We start from the raw sequence: 19,036 nt of genomic DNA on the forward strand, positions 1-19,036 counted from the left end.
ATTGTATGTTATGGAAAAGAGGCGTATTTTTATGAAAAACTTTCAGATTGTCTCCGATTATAGGCCCACGGGAGATCAGCCACAGGCCATTGAACGTTTGACCAAAGGAATATTGGAAGGTAAAAAGGCCCAAGCGCTTTTAGGCGTAACTGGCTCAGGAAAGACTTTTACCATGGCAAATGTAATTGAAAAGGTGCAAAAACCAACTTTGGTTATTGCTCACAATAAGACATTAGCAGCCCAGCTATGCAGCGAATTCAAGGAATTCTTTCCTGAGAATTCGGTAGAGTATTTTGTCAGTTACTATGACTATTATCAGCCTGAAGCTTATGTAGCGCACACAGATACTTACATTGAGAAGGACGCCCAGATTAATGATGAGATAGATAAACTGCGTCACTCAGCTACTGCTGCTTTATATGAGCGCAGGGATGTAATCATTGTAGCCAGTGTTTCCTGTATTTACGGATTAGGTGATCCTGTTGATTACGAGAATCTTGTTTTATCTATGCGTACTGGAATGACTAAAAGCAGGGAAGATATTCTCAGAAAATTAGTGGAGATCCAATATGTTCGTAATGACATTAATTTTATTCGTGGAACTTTCAGAGTTCGAGGTGATGTGATTGAAATTTTTCCAGCCGCTTCTTCTGAAAATGCAATTCGAGTTGAGCTTTTTGGGGATGAAATTGAACGAATTACAGAGATTAATGTGTTAACTGGAGAGATCATAGGCCTGAGAAATCATGTGTCCATATTTCCTGCCTCCCATTATGTGACCAGCCACGACAAACTGGATCGGGCGATACTTGATATAGAAAAAGAATTAGAAGAGAGAGTGCTGTACTTTAAGGAAAATGAAAAATTGATTGAAGCCCAACGGATTCAACAAAGAACGATGTATGACATTGAAATGCTTCGAGAAGTAGGCTTCTGCCAAGGTATTGAGAACTATTCCCGGCACATATCGCAGAGGCCGCCAGGGAGCAAACCTTTCACACTAATCGATTATTTTCCCGATGATTTTCTGCTCATTATAGATGAGTCCCATGTGACGGTTCCCCAGATTCGGGGTATGTATGCCGGGGACCGGTCTAGAAAGGAATCTCTAGTAGAATATGGTTTTCGTTTGCCATCTGCCTTTGATAACAGACCTTTGAATTTTGATGAATTTGAGCGCTTAATCAATCAGGTAGTTTATGTCAGTGCAACACCTGGACCTTATGAAAAAGAACGCAGTGAAAACATTGTGGAGCAGATCATTCGTCCAACGGGACTGCTAGACCCTGAAATCTATGTACGTCCTGTTAAAGGGCAGATTGATGATTTAATCGGAGAAGTCAACGGGGTAATTGAACGGAAAGAGCGGGTACTGATTACCACATTAACTAAAAAGATGGCTGAAGACTTAACCGGATATTTAAAGGATGTGGGTATAAAGGTACGTTACCTCCACTCTGATATTGATACCTTAGAAAGGATGGAAATCATCAGAGATTTGCGGTTAGGCGTATTTGATGTATTAGTGGGTATTAATCTTTTACGGGAAGGGTTGGATTTGCCGGAGGTGTCTCTGGTCGCTATTTTAGATGCGGATAAGGAGGGTTTCCTGCGCTCGGAGACTTCCTTGATTCAGACCATTGGTCGTGCTGCCCGCCACCTCAATGGAAGAGTAATTATGTATGCAGACCGGATTACAGACTCTATGGGCAGAGCCATTGAAGAAACCAACCGAAGAAGAAAAATACAGGAGGCATACAATCAGCAAAATAATATTAAGCCACAGGGAATTATTAAAAAAGTTCGAGATGTTATTGAGGCGACAAAGGTTGCAGAGGATTCAGTAAAATATGGATTAGACAAGGCTGCAGAGGAAATGCAGCTAAAGGAAATACAGGAAGCCATCAGCCGGTTAGAAATAGAAATGCAGGAGGCAGCTGCCAATCTACAGTTTGAACGTGCTGCTGAATTACGAGATAAAATTTTATCATTAAAGGAAAAGATAGGGTAGAGGTGACACTATGGCAAGAAACAATATTGTTGTAAAGGGTGCTCGGGAGCATAACCTGAAAAATATAAATGTGACAATACCAAGGGATAAATTTGTGGTGATGACTGGATTAAGCGGCTCGGGAAAATCTTCATTGGCCTTTGATACCATTTATGCCGAAGGGCAGAGAAGATATGTAGAAAGCTTGTCGGCCTACGCCCGGCAATTCCTAGGTCAAATGGAAAAACCTGATGTGGACTATATTGAGGGTTTATCTCCAGCCATATCCATTGATCAAAAAACCACTAGCAGAAATCCTCGTTCTACCGTAGGGACAGTAACAGAGATCTATGATTATCTGCGTCTTCTTTTTGCGAGGGTAGGAACACCCCACTGTCCCGAATGTGACCGGGAGATTACGCAGCAAACTGTAGATCAGATTGTTGATAGAATCATAGAGCTTCCTGAGGGAACGAAGATTCAATTGTTGGCGCCCCTTGTTCGCGGACGAAAGGGAGAACATACAAAAATTCTGGAGACGATCAGGAAGGATGGATATGTTCGTGTTCGAATTAATGGTGAATTAAGAGAGTTAAGCGAAGATATCAAATTAGCAAAAACAAAAAAGCATACGATCGAAGTAGTAGTAGATCGGATAATTATAAAGGACGGTATTGAAAAGCGATTGGCGGATTCCATTGAAACAACCTTATCGCTCTCGGAGGGGTTAGTCGTAGTTAATATCATTGACGGAGATGACCTAACCTTTAGTACGAGATTTTCTTGTCCGGAACATGGTACAGGGATTGAAGAATTGGAACCTAGAATGTTTTCTTTCAATAGTCCTTACGGTGCTTGTTCTCATTGTAACGGTATCGGCTTTTTACAAAAAATAGATCCGGAATTGGTTATACCGAATCCATCTTTAAGCATTCGGGACGGCGGGGTTTCGCCCCTTGCAAACTCCAGCGAGGGAACCTACTACTTTGAGATGATAGAAGCTTTAGCAAAAGAATATGGAGTAAGTTTGGATGTACCAATAAAGGAGCTCCCAGAGGAATTCATAAGTGATCTGCTCTATGGAACGGGAAAAAGAACCATAGAATTTACCTATGAGAGCAAATTCGGCGGTATGCGCAAATACCGGTCTGCTTTTGAAGGAATCATCAAGAATTTGGAAAGACGATATAAGGAAACCGTATCAGATTACGCAAGGGAAAAAATTGAAGAATACATGAGTCTAATTCCATGCGAAGCATGTAAAGGAGCACGTCTGAAACCAGAGGTCTTATCAGTGAAAATTGCCGGAAAAAATATATCTCAGACTACAGAATTCTCAGTTAGGGATGGACTACGTTTTTTTGGCAGTTTAAATCTTTCTGAAAAAAATATGATGATCGCACGACAAATTTTAAAGGAAATAAATGAACGCCTTGGATTTCTCGCAGATGTAGGCTTGGAATATTTAACCCTTAATCGTGCAGCAGGGACCTTGTCAGGAGGAGAGTCCCAGCGAATCCGCTTAGCAACGCAGATCGGCAGCCAATTAATGGGTGTTTTATACATTTTGGACGAGCCCAGTATCGGATTGCATCAACGGGATAATGAAAAGCTGCTGAAGACCCTGCGTAACTTGACGGATATCGGCAATACATTAATTGTTGTAGAACATGATGAAGATACTATGTTTACAGCGGATCATATCATTGACATTGGACCGGGAGCTGGTGCAAATGGAGGATATATTATAGCAGCTGGTACGGCAGAAGAGATCATGGCTTGTGAGGAATCAATTACAGGACAGTATTTATCAGGCAGAAAAAAGATTGAGATTCCTGAGGTTAGAAGAACGCCAAATGGGAAGTGGATTGAAGTAATAGGGGCAAAGGAAAATAATTTGAAAAATATCAATACCAAATTTCCTCTTGGCGTATTTGCCTGTGTTACAGGAGTTTCAGGTTCCGGAAAGAGTACCTTGGTCAACGAAATTCTTTATAAAAAAATGGCTGCTGAGCTGCATCGTGCGAAAACCCGCCCGGGAAGTCACAAAGAAATTCTTGGACTAGAGTATATTGATAAGGTAATCGACATTGATCAATCTCCGATTGGTAGGACACCACGTTCTAACCCTGCCACTTATACAGGAGTATTCGATTTGATCAGAGATGTATATGCAAGGGTGCCAGAGGCAAAAATGCGCGGCTATCAAAAAGGCCGATTCAGTTTCAATGTTAAAGGCGGCAGATGCGAGGCTTGTAAAGGAGACGGAATCATAAAAATAGAGATGCACTTTCTTCCTGATGTGTACGTTCCTTGTGATGTGTGCAAAGGAAAGCGATATAACCGTGAAACCTTAGAGGTAAAGTACAAGGGCAAATCTATTTCTGATGTGCTGGACATGACGGTTGAAGAAGCTTTAGAGTTTTTTGAAAATATTCCTGGAATTAAAAGAAAGCTGGAGACCCTCTATGAGGTAGGTTTAGGCTATATCAAACTGGGACAACCCTCTACACAGCTCTCTGGAGGAGAAGCCCAGAGAATTAAGCTAGCTACTGAGTTGAGCAAGCGGAGCACAGGAAAGACGTTCTATATTTTAGATGAGCCCACTACAGGACTCCATATTGCCGATATTCATAAACTAATTGGCGTTTTAAGCCGATTGGTGGAAACAGGGAATACGGTACTAGTGATTGAGCATAATCTGGATGTAATCAAGACCTGTGATTATGTAATCGATTTGGGGCCAGAAGGTGGAGACGGCGGGGGAAATATTGTAGCTGTAGGTACACCTGAGGACATTTGTAAAGCAGAAGAATCTTATACCGGTAAATTTCTTAGAAAATCTCTTGAGTAATAAACAAGTACGATACAAAAAATGTAGGGGTCGCACAGTGTGCGACCCTTGTTATGATGCAGTCTTTATATTAATTATTTAATATGATCCCACGTATTTCCCCTTCTTTATTGAGTACCATTCCTACCACATCACCGATTTTTAAATCCTTAAAATCTAAATTCATCACTTTATCATTTCTTTGCAGTATGACTACTGCTTCTGGGGATACAAAGAGATGAGGTTCTGTATGGATATATTGGTCATCATAATGCTCTTCGATGGTTAATAGACGATTCTTCTCATTGATAGATAGAATTTCTCCATAGACAAAGCGCTCTCCATTTAAGGGATCGGCTTCATCAAAATCTGTAAAGCTTGGTTCTGTGTGAATTGTGAGCTGATGTTTATTGCTGTTCCAATCTACATGAAGACCCAACGCTTCTGAAACAAAACGAATAGGAACATAAATCCTGTTGTCCAGGAACAAAACATCCTGTGTTGCTGACGAATTCTTTCCTACAGACATGTGCACTGTTTTCTGAATTGCCTTAACTTCTGTTAAATCAGCAGTGCCATAACTGATGAAACCTGAAAATAGAACGCATACCAGAAGTATACATAAATTCTGCTTTATTGTTTTCATAGAAATCCCCCTCGCAGATTCTTTTTATTTTGATTTTTAACAAAAAAAGAGTAGTCTATACAGCAAAAATGTGTTAACGTATTAACGATAATATAATAACAAGTTGTGGCCAACAAGGCGCTGTTATAAATATGAATCATACCGATAACTGGAAATATCTGAATTTTTCATATGCAATGACACTACTTTTCTTAAAAAAACTTCTAATAAAGATAAAAATATTACCAAAAACAAAAAACATTCTAAAAATTCTCCTAATGTCAACTGGTAATCATATAACAGACTACAATGAAGCAAATTAGTCAATAATGATTATTTACGAATAAAATTATGCAAAATTCGACACGAGATTGTCAAAAATACTACACAAGTTTTTATTTCAATGGTATAATGGGGATAGTTGTGGATAAAGCATGACACATAAATGAAGGACATTATAATATAAATTGCAGAAGGAAAAGGGGAGGTACTATGCCAAAAGAAATTTTAACGAAGGAAAACTTCCAAAAACTTGAAGCTGTTATCGAGAAAAACAAGGGCAAAAAAGGAGCTTTAATGCCTGTACTTCATGAAGGCCAGAAAATCTTTGGATGTTTACCATTAGAAGCCCAAAAAAGAATATCAGAGGCACTCAACATTCCATTAGCAGAGATTTACGGTGTTATTACGTTCTATTCCCAATTTACATTAGAGCCAAAAGGAGATTACACCATTGGTGTCTGTATGGGAACTGCCTGTTATGTAAAGGGCTCTCAAAAAATTATTGACAGAATTAAGAAGGAAGCAAATGTAGAGGTAGGTGCTACATCGCCAGACGGGAAATTCTCATTAGAAGCTACCCGCTGTATCGGTGCCTGTGGACTTGCACCAGTATTAACGGTAAATGAAGATGTATACGGACGTTTGGTTGAAGCGGATGTGCCTGGCATTATTGCAAAATATTAAATAGGATTAATCATTCCTATTCGGGAAAACGTTATAAACATCTATTTATTCGGGAGGGATTCATTGATGAAATCATTAGAAGAATTGGCTAAGATTCGTGAAGAAGCGTTAAAAAAAGTAGACCTGCGGGCAGAGCGGGAAGGCACCAGAATCGTAGTAGGTATGGCAACCTGTGGTATTTCAGCGGGTGCGAGACCTGTTTTGATGGCGATGGTTGAAGAAGTAAAGAAAAGAAATCTACAGGGTGTAACGGTAAGTCAAACAGGATGTATTGGCGTATGCAGATTAGAGCCAATTGTTGAGGTATACAGACCTGGTGAGGAAAAAGTGACATATATAGAAATGAGTCCTGAGAAGGCAAAGAGAATTATAGCGGAACATGTAGTAAACGGTAAGGTAGTTGAAGAATTCACGATTGGCACTGCAAAGTAAATCACTATTTTGTAAGGAGGGCAAACCATGGAATTATTTCGATCACACGTGTTAATCTGTGGAGGTACAGGATGTACTTCTTCAGGTTCAATGAGTATAGAAGATGCTTTTAAGGAAGAATTAGCGAAGCATAATATTGCGAATGAGGTAAAATTAGTTAGAACAGGATGTTTTGGCCTTTGCGAGGCCGGACCTATTGTAATCGTATATCCGGAAGGCGCATTCTACAGCAGAATTGAAGCGAAGGACATCCCGAGAATTACAGAAGAGCACCTGCTAAAGGGAAGAATTGTTACAGATCTTTTATTTAAAGAAGCCGTTGTAGAAGATCAAGTACGTTCTATTAATGAAGTAGACTTCTATAAGAAGCAGCAGCGTGTTGCTTTGAGACTCTGTGGAGTTATCGATCCAGAAGAAATTACAGAATATATTGCATTTGACGGCTATAAAGCATTAGGAAAAGTTTTAACAGAGATGTCCAGAGAAGATGTTATTGAAACAATTAAAAAATCAGGGCTGCGTGGCCGTGGGGGTGGTGGTTTCCCAACTGGATTAAAGTGGGAATTCACTTATAGAGCCCAAGGAGATCAAAAATATGTAGCTTGTAATGCAGACGAAGGGGATCCAGGCGCATTTATGGATCGTTCCGTATTAGAGGGAGATCCACATTCTCTTATCGAAGCGATGGCTATTGCAGGCTATGCTGTAGGTGCAAATCAAGGTTATGTATATGTAAGAGCAGAGTACCCGATTGCAGTAAATAGATTGCAAATTGCCATCGGGCAAGCAAAAGAATATGGATTATTAGGCAAAAATATATTTGGAACAGGCTTTGATTTCGATTTGGAAATTAGGCTGGGTGCTGGAGCCTTCGTTTGTGGAGAGGAAACGGCATTGTTAAATTCCATCGAAGGAAAAAGAGGTATGCCAAGACCGAGACCACCTTTCCCTGCAATTAAAGGTCTATGGGAAAAGCCAACCCTATTAAACAATGTAGAGACTTATGCCAATATCTCACAGATTATCTTAAAGGGTGCAGAGTGGTTTGCAGGCATTGGTACAGAAAAATCAAAGGGTACGAAAGTATTTGCATTAGGTGGAAAGATTAACAATACGGGATTATTAGAAATTCCAATGGGAACAACTTTAAGAGAAGTAATCTTTGAAATTGGCGGGGGAATTCCTGACGGGAAAGCATTTAAGGCAGTACAAACCGGTGGTCCTTCCGGTGGATGTATCACTGCAGATTACCTGGATACACCAATAGACTACGATAACCTAATTGCATTAGGATCTATGATGGGTTCCGGTGGTATGATCGTTATGGACGAAGACAACTGTATGGTAGATATTGCAAGATTCTTCTTGGACTTTACAGTAGATGAGTCCTGTGGAAAATGTCCTCCTTGCCGAATTGGAACAAAGAGAATGTTGGAAATTTTAGACAAAATTACAGAGGGTAAAGGCGAACTGGCAGATATTGATAAGCTAGAAAGATTGGCAGAAAATATTAAAGTATCTTCATTATGCGGATTAGGGCAAACAGCACCGAATCCGGTATTATCAACAATAAAATATTTTAGGGATGAGTATGAGGCACATGTTGTTGAGAAAAGATGTCCAGCAGGCGTATGCCAAGAGCTGTTGACCTATCATATTACCGATGCTTGTAAAGGGTGTACACTGTGTACGAAGGCATGTCCGGTTAACGCGATTTCAGGGGAAAGAAAAGAACTTCATACAATTAATGCGGAAACATGTATCAAGTGTGGGGCTTGCGTAGATAAATGTCCGTTCAAAGCCATTATCAGAAAATAGTGAAAGGGACTTTTATCTAATTAGAAAAGGAGAGGATCGAAATGGAAAAAGTTACTTTGACAATAGATAATATCAAAGTTGAAGTGCCGAAGGAATATACCATATTAGAGGCTGCTAAAGCTGTAGGGATTGATATTCCAACACTATGCTATATGAAGTCCGTAAATGAAGTGGGTGCCTGTAGAGTATGCCTAGTAGAGCTTCAAGGAGCAAGAGGCTTGCAAGCTTCCTGTGTTCATCCGGTTTCAGAAGGCATGGTTATCAAGACAAATACGAGAAAAGTAAGAGATGCGAGAAAAGCAACCGTAGAGTTGATTTTATCCAATCACAATAGAGAGTGTTTAACTTGCTTCAGAAATAAAAATTGCGAATTGCAGAGCTTGGCAGAGGAATTAAACATCAGTGAAATTCCTTTTGAGGGAGAGAATACCCGTGGGGAAATTGATGATCTTTCCCACTCAATCGTAAGAGACCCTAGCAAATGTATTCTTTGCGGAAGATGCGTAAATGTCTGTAGAGATGTGCAAAAGATTGGTATTTTAGATTTTACAAACAGAGGCTTTAAAACAGAGGTTTCACCTGCTTTCAACAAGAGTATGGATGAAGCACCCTGTATCTACTGCGGCCAGTGTATTGTTGCTTGTCCAGTAGCAGCTTTGAGAGAAAAGGAAGACATTGAACGTGTATGGGATGCAATTGAAGATCCGAGTGTGCATGTAGTGGTACAAACAGCGCCTGCTGTAAGAGCTGCACTTGGAGAAGAATTCGGAATGCCGATCGGAACACGCGTTACAGGTAAAATGGTAGCAGCTTTAAAACGTCTAGGTTTTGATAAAGTATATGATACAAACTTTGGTGCTGACTTAACCATCATGGAAGAAGGCCATGAACTGCTGGGAAGAATTCAAAATGGCGGGAAGCTGCCAATGATTACTTCCTGCTCACCAGGATGGATAAGATTCTGTGAGTTTAACTATCCGGAATTTTTAGATAATCTATCCAGTTGTAAATCACCGCACCAAATGGTAGGTGCAATTGTTAAGTCCTACTATGCAGAAAAGCAAAATATTGATCCGAAAAAAATCTTTACGGTTTCTATCATGCCATGTACCTCTAAGAAAACAGAGTCTTCCAGACCAGAAATGAATGTAAAGGGTCTAAAAGATGTAGATGCAGTATTAACTACAAGAGAGTTGGCAAAAATGATAAAGCAGGCAAGAATAAATTTTGCGGCTCTTGGCGATGAAAAGTTTGATCAGGATTTAATGGGTGAATATACAGGTGCAGGGGTTATTTTCGGAGCAACTGGTGGCGTAATGGAAGCAGCCCTAAGAACAGTAGCGGATGTATTAGAAGGACAAGATTTACAGAATATCGAATATAACGCAGTAAGAGGTTTAGAGGGAATCAAGGAAGCAGAAGTGACTTTAGGTGGAAAAACCATTAGAATCGCTGTTGCACATGGAACCGCTATGGCTGCAAAACTGTTAGACATGGTTAAAGCAGGTGAGAAGGAATACCACTTTATTGAAATCATGGGCTGCAGCGGTGGCTGTGTAACCGGTGGAGGGCAACCACAGGTATCTGCTAAAGTTAAAATGGATTGCGACTTAAGATTAGAAAGAGCGAAGGCGTTGTACGAAGAAGACACAGTAATGGAACTCAGAAAGTCACATAAAAATGAAATGGTTCAAAAACTGTATGCAGATTTCTTAGGCAAGCCAAACAGTCATAAGGCTCATGAACTATTGCATACACATTATGTAGCAAGAGAAAAATTTGGAACGAAAACAGAAGCAGTTCATAGTGCTCATCACGATGCTGCTGCCGCGAGAGAGTAGTCATTAAAGCGTAGATGAGCGATCATCTACGCTTTTTTAAAAATAAATTTTTATTCTGACCAATGGATTTCATTCAGTGGGAGGAGAAAATAGTTATTCTAATTGCAAGGATTCTTCTGCGCAAGAGGGTAGAAAGCGGTCATTTACTTATAAAACTTTCCTACCTTTAGGAAAGTTTTTTGTTTTTTGAGAAAGGGTGGATGTTATGAACAAAAGGATTGGGGTAGTAGCTATAATAGTAGAAAATAAAGACAATGTTGAGCTGGTAAACAAGCTGCTAAGCAGTTATGGGAATATTATTGTGGGAAGAATGGGTGTACCTTATAGAGAAAAACAAATGAGTATTATATCGATCATTGTGGATGGAACAACCGATGAGATTGGTGCACTGACAGGTAAGTTGGGAAAATTGCAAGGGGTTGCTGTAAAGAGTGCCCTTACGCAAAAATAGTGGAGGAGCGTACAATATGAAAGTCTATGAGGTTATTCGTGAAGACAAAATTAATCAACTGTTGGAAACGGGAAAAAAAGTAGAAAAAAAAGAACGCTTAGAGCTTATTGAGAAAGCAAGAGATTGTTATGGACTTACTTTAGAAGAAGCTGCAGCTCTGCTTCAAATTGAAGACCAGGATGAACTGGAGGCTTTATTTGAAGCAGCTAAGGAAATCAAGGAACACATCTATGGAAGCAGGATTGTTGTTTTTGCACCCCTGTACACCAGCAATGCCTGTACAAATAATTGCCTTTACTGCGGATTCCGGGCAGCAAATAGAAAGCTTCATCGGAGAACGCTAACGGCAAAGGAGATTTTACAGGAGGCAAAAGCCATTGAGAATCAGGGGCATAAGCGGATTCTGCTGGTATGTGGTGAGGATAAATCCAAAACCCATATTGACCATATCACCGAGGCTGTAAAGACAATTTATCAAGGTGCAGACATTCGAAGAATCAATGTAAATGCAGCCCCAATGGAGGTAGAAGACTTTAGAAAACTAAAAGCTGCGGGAATCGGAACCTTTCAGATATTTCAAGAAACCTATCATCGTGAGACTTATCAAAAAATGCATCCGAGTGGATCCAAGTCTAATTACGAGTATAGGATTACTGCCATAGAGCGTGCCTTTGAAGCAGGAATAGATGACTTTGGTATTGGTGTTCTTTTGGGATTGTATGACTATAAATTTGATGTATTAGCTTCTCTAATGCATTCTCAATATATGGATGACAAATATCATGTAGGGCCCCATACCATTTCCATTCCAAGGTTGAGACCTGCTTTAGATTCTGCAATTCGTGAAACCCCTTATCCGGTGGCTGATTGGGAATTGAAAAAGATTGTGGCTGTATATCGCTTGACCCTTCCTTATACAGGCATTATTTTATCAACCAGGGAAGGCGCTGCTTTGAGGGATGAACTCCTGAGCTTAGGAGTTTCACAGATTTCAGCTGGTTCTAAAACAAACCCCGGTGGGTATGAAGAAAAAGATCATGATGGGGAGCAATTCGAGACTTCAGATGAAAGAAGCCTGGATGAGATGCTGCAGGTGATCTGCCAGCAAGGACATTTGCCTAGTTTTTGTACAGCTTGTTATCGTGCCAAGCGCACCGGTGAAGCTTTTATGGAACTAGCTAAAGACGCACATATCCACGAGTTTTGTCAGCCTAATGCCATTCTGACTTTTAAGGAGAACCTTGAAGATTATGCATCGGGAGAGACAAGAGTCAAAGGTGAGATTATGATTGCAAAAGAACTAGATAAGATTACCGATGAAAAGCTTAAGAAAATTACGATAGAACGCCTAAAGCGGATCGAAGCGGGAGAAAGGGATTTATATCTCTAAAATGGAGGAAAAGATGCAGAAAAATGAAGTTATGAACTATTTGATTATGGCGGGTTCTACTAATCATATGCTTCGTGGAGACAAACTGCTAAAGGATATAGGTATTGAAACCGCATTAGTACCGGCGCCAGCTGAGTATGGTTCTGTTTGCGCCATTGCAATTCGTGTAAAAAAAGACGTTGTTGCATTGGCGGAGGATCTGCTTAGAAAAAATGCCATTGTGATTCAAGGGATTTATCCCGATTTACCGAAACGATTGTCGGGTCTAATAGAAAAGATGCAGCAGGATATTTTATCAGAAGCATTTATAAAGATTATGAAGAAGATTGAAAGTGGAGAAGAACTTTCCTATGAAGATATCATTCTGCTTCTTAAAACAGAACGAAAAGCAGAAATGGATGCCCTGTTCAGCGCTGCGGACCAGATGCGTAAGGAGATCGTAGGAGATGTGGTGGATGTACGAGGGGCTATAGAGTTTTCAAATGTGTGCATGAAAGATTGTAAATACTGCGGAGTTCGCAGGAGTCTTCCCACACTAGAGCGCTACCGGATGACAGAGGATGAAATCATGGAAATTGTTCATGAGCTTCATGCCATGGGGTTGCAAACGGTTATTCTGCAGTCCGGTGAAGATTCCTGGTGGACAGCAGAAAAGATGATCGCATTAATCAAGCGAATTAAAACAGAGACCGGGATGCGGATTACTTTAAGTATTGGTGAGAGGCCTCAAGAGGAATATGCACGGTTTAAAGAAGCCGGAGCAAATAATTATTTACTGAAAATAGAGACCACCAATCGTGAGATTTTTGAATTTATCCATCCCGATGATGATTACGATGAGCGTGCCAAATGTTCTGAATGGCTCCGTGAATTAGGATACTTAAACGGTTCAGGCTGCATGATCGGACTGCCGGGGCAACGTCCTGAGGATATTGCCCGGGACATTCTCTTCTTTAAGGAGATGGGCATCAATATGATCGGTATTGGACCCTTTTTGCCGGCAAAGGGTACACCTTTTGAGAAATATCCTGCTGGCAGCGTAGAAATGACTTTAAAAGCTGTTGCAGTAACACGGATTGTATGTAAAAGAGTATTTATTCCTGCTACCACAGCACTTGCTTCCCTAGATCCGGATGGACAAATCAAGGCATTGCAAGCAGGGGCCAATACGGTAATGTTGATCAATACGCCGGCTAAGTACCGGTATAATTACCAAATTTACAGCAATAAAAATATGATTGATTTGCATGCAGCGATTCGGGCGATTCAAGTAACGGGAAGAAAATTCCCAAGCTATCTTAAAATAGATGTGGAGGGGAATATAGATGCAGGAGACACCCAGAAGCAATAGGCTTCATATTGCCATCTTTGGTAAAAGGAATGCAGGAAAATCCAGTTTAATCAATGCATTGACCAATCAAGATATTGCATTGGTTTCGGAGGTTGCAGGTACGACGACGGATCCGGTATATAAAACGATGGAAATTCTGCCAATTGGGCCCGTGGTGATCATTGATACAGCTGGGATTGACGATGAAGGAACTTTAGGAGACCTTCGGGTAAAAAAGACCTACAAGGTTTTAAATAAAACTGAGTTAGCGGTTGTCGTGATTAATGGAAATGAAGGAATTACAGACTTTGATGAAGAAGTGATTGATCGCATCAAGGGAAAAAGGATTCCGATCGTAGGTGTGATTAATAAAACTGATGAAAAAAATCTGGAAGATACACTGATACAAGGGTGGGAGAAAAAGTATGGTTTTCCATTTGTTAAAGTCAGTGCCCTGCGAAGAGATGGAATCGAGGAATTAAAACAGCAAATGATTTTACAGGCAAAGGTTGAAAAACAGGAAAAGGTCATTGTTGGAGATCTAATTGCACCTCGTGACCTGGTGGTTCTGGTAACACCAATCGATAAGGCTGCACCAAAGGGTAGAATGATTTTGCCTCAGCAGCAAACGATCCGTGATGTGATTGATCACGGTGCCATTGCCATCATGACCCGTGAAACGGAATTGGCGGAAACCTTGGACTCACTGGGAAAGAAGCCGAAGATGGTGATTACGGATTCTCAAGCCTTCGTGAAGGTCAATGCAATTACACCGAAGGATATTCCGATGACTTCCTTTTCAATTTTATTTGCGAGATATAAAGGTGAATTAGAAGAATTGGTGCTGGGAGCAAAGAAAATAAAGAGATTAAAGCCGGGAGACCATGTATTGATTTGCGAAGGCTGTACCCATCATCGCCAGGAAGGAGATATTGGAAAAGATAAAATTCCAAAGTGGATTGAGGGAATCGTAGGCGGAAAGCTCCATTTCGAATGGACTTCTGGAACTTATTATCCAGAGCCAGAGGAAATGAAAAAGTTTCAGTTGATCGTTCACTGCGGTGGCTGCATGCTGAATCCTAAGGAAATGGAATTCCGCATTCAACAGGCTATAGAGAATGACACACCTATCGTGAATTATGGAGTGTTGATCGGATATATTACAGGCGTGTTAGAGCGGGCACTGGAACCTTTTCCGCAGGTATTGAAGTTGCTTCGACAGGAATAGTAAAAGTGACAGGCTATACGGCAAGAAATGTAGCCTGTCACTTTTATTTAAGATAAAAAATAGTGTTACTAATGGCATAGACAATTTGGTACAATAAGAAGAGATAATAGAAACAATGCAAGGCTAGAATGTGAGGATGAAATATGTTTGATATTAATGAACAGCTAAAAAAGCTTCCGGAAAAGCCCGGGGTTTATTTAATGAAGGATGAAAGCGGCGGCATTATCTATGTGGGTAAAGCCATCTCTTTAAAAAACAGAGTACGGCAATATTTCCAATCTCTTAAGAACCATCCGGCTAAGGTTCGTGCAATGGTAGCCAATATTGTAGAATTTGAATACATTATCACCGACTCTGAAGTGGAAGCATTGATGCTGGAAAGCAATCTAATCAAAAAGCACAGACCTAAATATAACATTTTGCTTAGGGATGATAAACACTATCCTTATCTAAAAGTGACCTTAGGGGAAAAATATCCTAGGGTATTGAAAACCAGAAGAGTTCTAAAGGATGGTGCCAGATACTTTGGTCCCTATATTAACGTGGGAGCAGTGAATCAAACCCTTGAAATTCTTAAGAAGTTCTATCCATTAAGAACTTGTGGAAAGAATTTAGAGAAGGCCAATGACAGGCCTTGTTTGAATTATCATATTCATCGTTGTCTAGGACCTTGTAAAGGGGATGTACATCATGAGGATTACATGAAGATGATTCAGGATGTGATCCTATTCCTCAGTGGAAAGCAGGACGAACTCCTGAAAGAGCTTGAGCGGCGGATGCAGAAGGCAGCAGAGAATATGGATTTTGAAAGAGCAGCGGAATATAGGGATCAAATGAAAGCGATCGAAAGTATCATGGAGAAGCAGAAGGTGGTTGTTGCAGCTGATGTGGATCAGGATATTATTGCTTCTGCCAGAGAAGGCCAGGAAGTATGTGTGATGGTATTCTTTGTACGAGGTGGTAAGCTAATGGGCAGGGAACACTATATGCTGGATTGTGAAGTAGAGGATGGGCAAGGGGAAATTCTCAGTTCTTTCATGAAGCAATTTTATGGGGGAACGGCCTTTGTACCGAAAGAAATCCTGATTGAGGAGGAATTTGAGGATCAGCAGGTAGTGGAGCAGTGGCTTTCTACAATAAAAGGATCTAAAATGCTTATAAAACATCCGCTTCGAGGAGAGAAAAAAGAGCTTCTGGATCTAGCACGTAAAAATGCCCGGGAGATTTTTGAGCATTTTAGGGACAAGCTGATAAAAGATAAAGAGAAGAGTGTAGGCGCTCTGGAAGAATTGGCAACACTGCTGCAGCTTCGTGAGATCCCCTATCGAATAGAAGCCTTTGATATATCCAATATACAAGGCACAGATTCCGTTGCCTCCATGGTTGTATTTGAAAATGGAAAGCCTAAGAATAGTGATTATCGAAGATTCAAAATTAAAACCGTTGAAGGGGCTAATGATTACGGCAGTATGCAGGAGGTTGTCTACAGACGATTTAGAAAAGGATTGGAAGAGCAAGCTATGATTAAAGAAAAAGGGATAGCGGACTTGGAAGGAAAATTCTCGAAAATGCCAAAATTAATTTTAATTGATGGAGGCTTAGGCCATTTAAATGCAATTCGGGATGTTCTAAATGCCTTAGGCGTAGACATTCCATTGGCGGGCATGGTAAAGGATGATCGACACCGTACCAGGGGATTAATCTATCAAGGAGAAGAAATTGAACTGAATCAGTATCCCAATGCTTTCCAATTAGTGGGTAGAGTCCAGGAGGAAGCCCATCGATTTGCTATTACTTACCATAAAAGCCTACGGGGAAAAACCAGTGTTCAGTCAGTTTTAGACGAGATTCCCGGTATTGGAGAAAAACGAAGAGTGGCACTGCTTCGACACTTTGGCTCTATTGATAAAATTAAAAAAGCTTCATTGGAGGAGCTGGGTGCGGTGGAGGGCATGAATCGCGGAGCTGCACTGCAAGTACAACAGTTTTTATTAAATCGTAAAGGATAGGTGATCTGCTTGGCACATGTGGGGATTAAACAGCTAACAGAGGAATTAGATTTAGAGGTGCTATATATGCCGGAGACAGAATCTGTTAAAGTCGAGATCAGTGATGTGAATCGGCCAGGACTGCAGTTGGCTGGATTTTACAAGTATTTTGCCTATGAACGGGTACAGGTAATCGGAAAGGTAGAATGGACGTATTTTGGTGCCCTAGCGCCTCAAGTACGAAAAAAAAGAGCTGAGGAGATGCTGTCACACCCTGTTCCCTGCGTAATCTACAGCAGAGGACTAGAAGTTCATGAGGAAATTTTGGATGCGGCAAAAAAGTTCCTGAGGCCTGTTCTAAGAACCAATATTTCATCTACCCGGCTTATCGGTAAGCTCACCAGTTATTTGGATGATAAATTGGCACCGGTTATTACAAGGCATGGGGTACTGGTAGAAGTATATGGTGTAGGCATTCTCATATTAGGAGAAAGTGGTGTTGGAAAGAGTGAGACTGCATTGGAATTGATTAAGAGAGGACATCGTTTGGTAGCTGATGATGCAGTAGAAATTAAAAAAGTTGATGATACCAATGTGGTGGGATGTGCACCGGAATTGATCCGCCACTTTATGGAGATACGGGGAATCGGCATATTGGATATCGTCAAGCTCTTCGGTGTGGGAGCCGTTCGAAACAAGAAAAAGATCGATATGGTTATCGAGTTGGAGAATTGGAATGATAACAAGCAGTACGACCGGTTGGGAATGGATGAAGAGTTTATGGATATCCTGGGCAGTAATATTCCAAAGAACACGATTCCCATAAAGCCCGGAAGAAACTTAGCTATGATTGTAGAAGTGGCTGCCAGAAACCACCGGCAGAGGCGAATGGGCTATAATGCGGCTGAAGAACTAAATACCAGACTCATGAACCATATTAATAAGGAAGAATAGAAGGCAGAGAAATCTGCCTATTTTTTATATAAGTAGGAAAGTTCTACTTTTCTATTATATAAAAAATAGGGGTTGTAGGGGATGAAATCCCCTGCTGTACTAAGGAGGGTGCTCAGACTGCGATAGCAGTCGTCGACGCTCTTTTTATATCATAAGCAATGGATTTCATACTGTAGATGATCTGTTTCAATTGAAAGAAAGCGAATGTGCTTTACCCGGTAAAACTGTTTATAAGCCACATACTCTTCAGGTCTGTATTGCGCCGAGGCATCTTCTGTAATGCCAAAATGGTTTTCAAAGCGGATGGGTGTACCCGGTACAGTGGTGATGAAGATATTGACACCATAGCCTACTGCGGCGATCGCTGGATTGGCAGTATAATTGAGGATGAAATGAATCTTATATTCCTCAGCATGTTCTTTTTGTTCTGCACCTGCAAAAACAATACTGTTATTCAAGGGTTTATTATTTGCATGCAATAATTCGTGACCGATAAATGCTTCTTTAACCCATATATGCTGTCTTTGTTTCATAGAAAATCCCCCCTATAGAAAATATTCTATTTAGAGGGGATGGATTTATTCATTTGCAAATATTATGATCCAGCATCAATAAATAGGTTTTTTAAATAACTTGGCCTATTTTCTTGCACATTCCGATGCTGAACCCCTTAAGATCTCAAGACCATGGCCAATGTGGGGAATGATATATTCTAGGCTTTCCCGTACAGCCTTTGGACTGCCAGGTAAGTTGATAATTAGTGTATCTTTTCGGATACCCGATATGGCCCGGGACAACATCGCTCTTGGAGTAATTTTGAGACTGTTGTAACGAATAGCTTCTGAAATTCCTGGAGTTAGTCTTTCTACCACGGTTAAAGTGGCTTCAGGCGTGATATCCCTCTTTGAAAAACCTGTGCCGCCAGAGGTTAGAAGCAGATCGACGCCTAATTCATCCGTCATATAGATCATCTCTGCTGCAAGGAGTTCCTTTTCATCCGGAAGAACAATATATTTTTTTATCTCATATCCCTGCTGCTTCATCATTTCCTGAATAACCTTACCGCTTTCGTCAACACGTTCACCTTTGGAACCCTTGTCACTGGAGATGATAATACCTAGTGTAAACATAAAAATCCTCCCTTTGATGTATGTGATTGTTCTCTATTACAATGGATACAAGGAGACGGC

General features: G+C 40.6%; 15 protein-coding genes. 12 read left to right on the forward strand and 3 right to left on the reverse strand.

What is annotated here, in order from left to right; translation table 11 throughout:
• The first annotated feature begins 31 nt into the window (after positions 1-31).
• Both uvrB and uvrA read left to right on the forward strand, forming a co-directional pair.
• On the forward strand, positions 32-2,011 hold the full coding sequence (gene uvrB / locus Gferi_RS20685; protein ID WP_069979880.1) for an excinuclease ABC subunit UvrB: 1,980 nt from the start codon (positions 32-34) through the stop codon (positions 2,009-2,011).
• A 10-nt stretch (positions 2,012-2,021) separates the two neighbouring features.
• Complete coding sequence (gene uvrA, locus Gferi_RS20690) at positions 2,022-4,844, forward strand: excinuclease ABC subunit UvrA (RefSeq protein ID WP_069979881.1); 2,823 nt, start codon at positions 2,022-2,024, stop codon at positions 4,842-4,844.
• A gap of 70 nt (positions 4,845-4,914) precedes the next feature.
• Here uvrA and Gferi_RS20695 read toward each other — a convergent pair whose 3' ends face one another.
• Entirely contained in the window at positions 4,915-5,469 is a 555-nt protein-coding gene (locus Gferi_RS20695; RefSeq protein ID WP_069979883.1) for a stalk domain-containing protein, read from the reverse strand.
• Between the two features lie 471 nt (positions 5,470-5,940).
• Here Gferi_RS20695 and Gferi_RS20700 point away from each other — a divergent pair, with 471 nt between their 5' ends.
• The 10 genes from Gferi_RS20700 (at position 5,941) to hprK (ending at position 17,846) form a co-directional block, all read left to right on the forward strand.
• Positions 5,941-6,414, forward strand: coding sequence for an NADH-quinone oxidoreductase subunit NuoE family protein (locus Gferi_RS20700; RefSeq protein ID WP_069979885.1), 474 nt, complete (start codon positions 5,941-5,943; stop codon positions 6,412-6,414).
• Between the two features lie 66 nt (positions 6,415-6,480).
• Positions 6,481-6,846, forward strand: a complete 366-nt coding sequence (locus tag Gferi_RS20705) for a (2Fe-2S) ferredoxin domain-containing protein (protein WP_069979887.1) — start codon at positions 6,481-6,483, stop codon at positions 6,844-6,846.
• A 27-nt stretch (positions 6,847-6,873) separates the two neighbouring features.
• Positions 6,874-8,664 carry an NADH-quinone oxidoreductase subunit NuoF gene (nuoF, locus tag Gferi_RS20710; RefSeq protein ID WP_069979889.1) on the forward strand — a complete coding sequence of 597 codons (1,791 nt, stop codon included), beginning with the start codon at positions 6,874-6,876 and terminating at the stop codon, positions 8,662-8,664.
• A 41-nt stretch (positions 8,665-8,705) separates the two neighbouring features.
• A complete protein-coding gene (locus Gferi_RS20715) occupies positions 8,706-10,505 on the forward strand; it encodes an NADH-dependent [FeFe] hydrogenase, group A6 (protein WP_069979891.1) in 1,800 nt (599 codons plus the stop codon).
• A 205-nt stretch (positions 10,506-10,710) separates the two neighbouring features.
• Positions 10,711-10,956, forward strand: a complete 246-nt coding sequence (locus Gferi_RS20720; protein ID WP_069979893.1) for a TM1266 family iron-only hydrogenase system putative regulator — start codon at positions 10,711-10,713, stop codon at positions 10,954-10,956.
• Positions 10,957-10,972: 16 nt separating this feature from the next.
• A complete protein-coding gene (gene hydG, locus Gferi_RS20725) occupies positions 10,973-12,346 on the forward strand; it encodes a [FeFe] hydrogenase H-cluster radical SAM maturase HydG (protein ID WP_069979895.1) in 1,374 nt (457 codons plus the stop codon).
• 13 nt (positions 12,347-12,359) lie between these two features.
• Positions 12,360-13,697 (forward strand): [FeFe] hydrogenase H-cluster radical SAM maturase HydE, encoded by a 1,338-nt coding sequence (gene hydE / locus Gferi_RS20730; RefSeq protein ID WP_069979896.1) that lies wholly within the window; start codon positions 12,360-12,362, stop codon positions 13,695-13,697.
• A complete protein-coding gene (hydF, locus tag Gferi_RS20735) occupies positions 13,672-14,904 on the forward strand; it encodes a [FeFe] hydrogenase H-cluster maturation GTPase HydF (RefSeq protein WP_069979897.1) in 1,233 nt (410 codons plus the stop codon). The genes hydE and hydF overlap by 26 nt, the downstream gene beginning before the upstream one ends.
• 143 nt (positions 14,905-15,047) lie before the next feature.
• Positions 15,048-16,913, forward strand: coding sequence for an excinuclease ABC subunit UvrC (gene uvrC / locus Gferi_RS20740; RefSeq protein WP_069979898.1), 1,866 nt, complete (start codon positions 15,048-15,050; stop codon positions 16,911-16,913).
• Between the two features lie 9 nt (positions 16,914-16,922).
• Positions 16,923-17,846 carry an HPr(Ser) kinase/phosphatase gene (gene hprK, locus Gferi_RS20745; RefSeq protein WP_083273675.1) on the forward strand — a complete coding sequence of 308 codons (924 nt, stop codon included), beginning with the start codon at positions 16,923-16,925 and terminating at the stop codon, positions 17,844-17,846.
• 149 nt (positions 17,847-17,995) lie between these two features.
• Here hprK and Gferi_RS20750 read toward each other — a convergent pair whose 3' ends face one another.
• Together Gferi_RS20750 and Gferi_RS20755 are read right to left on the reverse strand one after the other, a co-directional pair.
• A complete protein-coding gene (locus Gferi_RS20750) occupies positions 17,996-18,379 on the reverse strand; it encodes a hypothetical protein (RefSeq protein WP_069979899.1) in 384 nt (127 codons plus the stop codon).
• Between the two features lie 105 nt (positions 18,380-18,484).
• On the reverse strand, positions 18,485-18,976 hold the full coding sequence (locus tag Gferi_RS20755) for a MogA/MoaB family molybdenum cofactor biosynthesis protein (RefSeq protein ID WP_069979900.1): 492 nt from the start codon (positions 18,974-18,976) through the stop codon (positions 18,485-18,487).
• Positions 18,977-19,036: the final 60 nt, after the last annotated feature.

This window comes from Geosporobacter ferrireducens (assembly GCF_001750685.1).
Lineage (GTDB): Bacteria > Bacillota > Clostridia > Peptostreptococcales > Thermotaleaceae > Geosporobacter > Geosporobacter ferrireducens.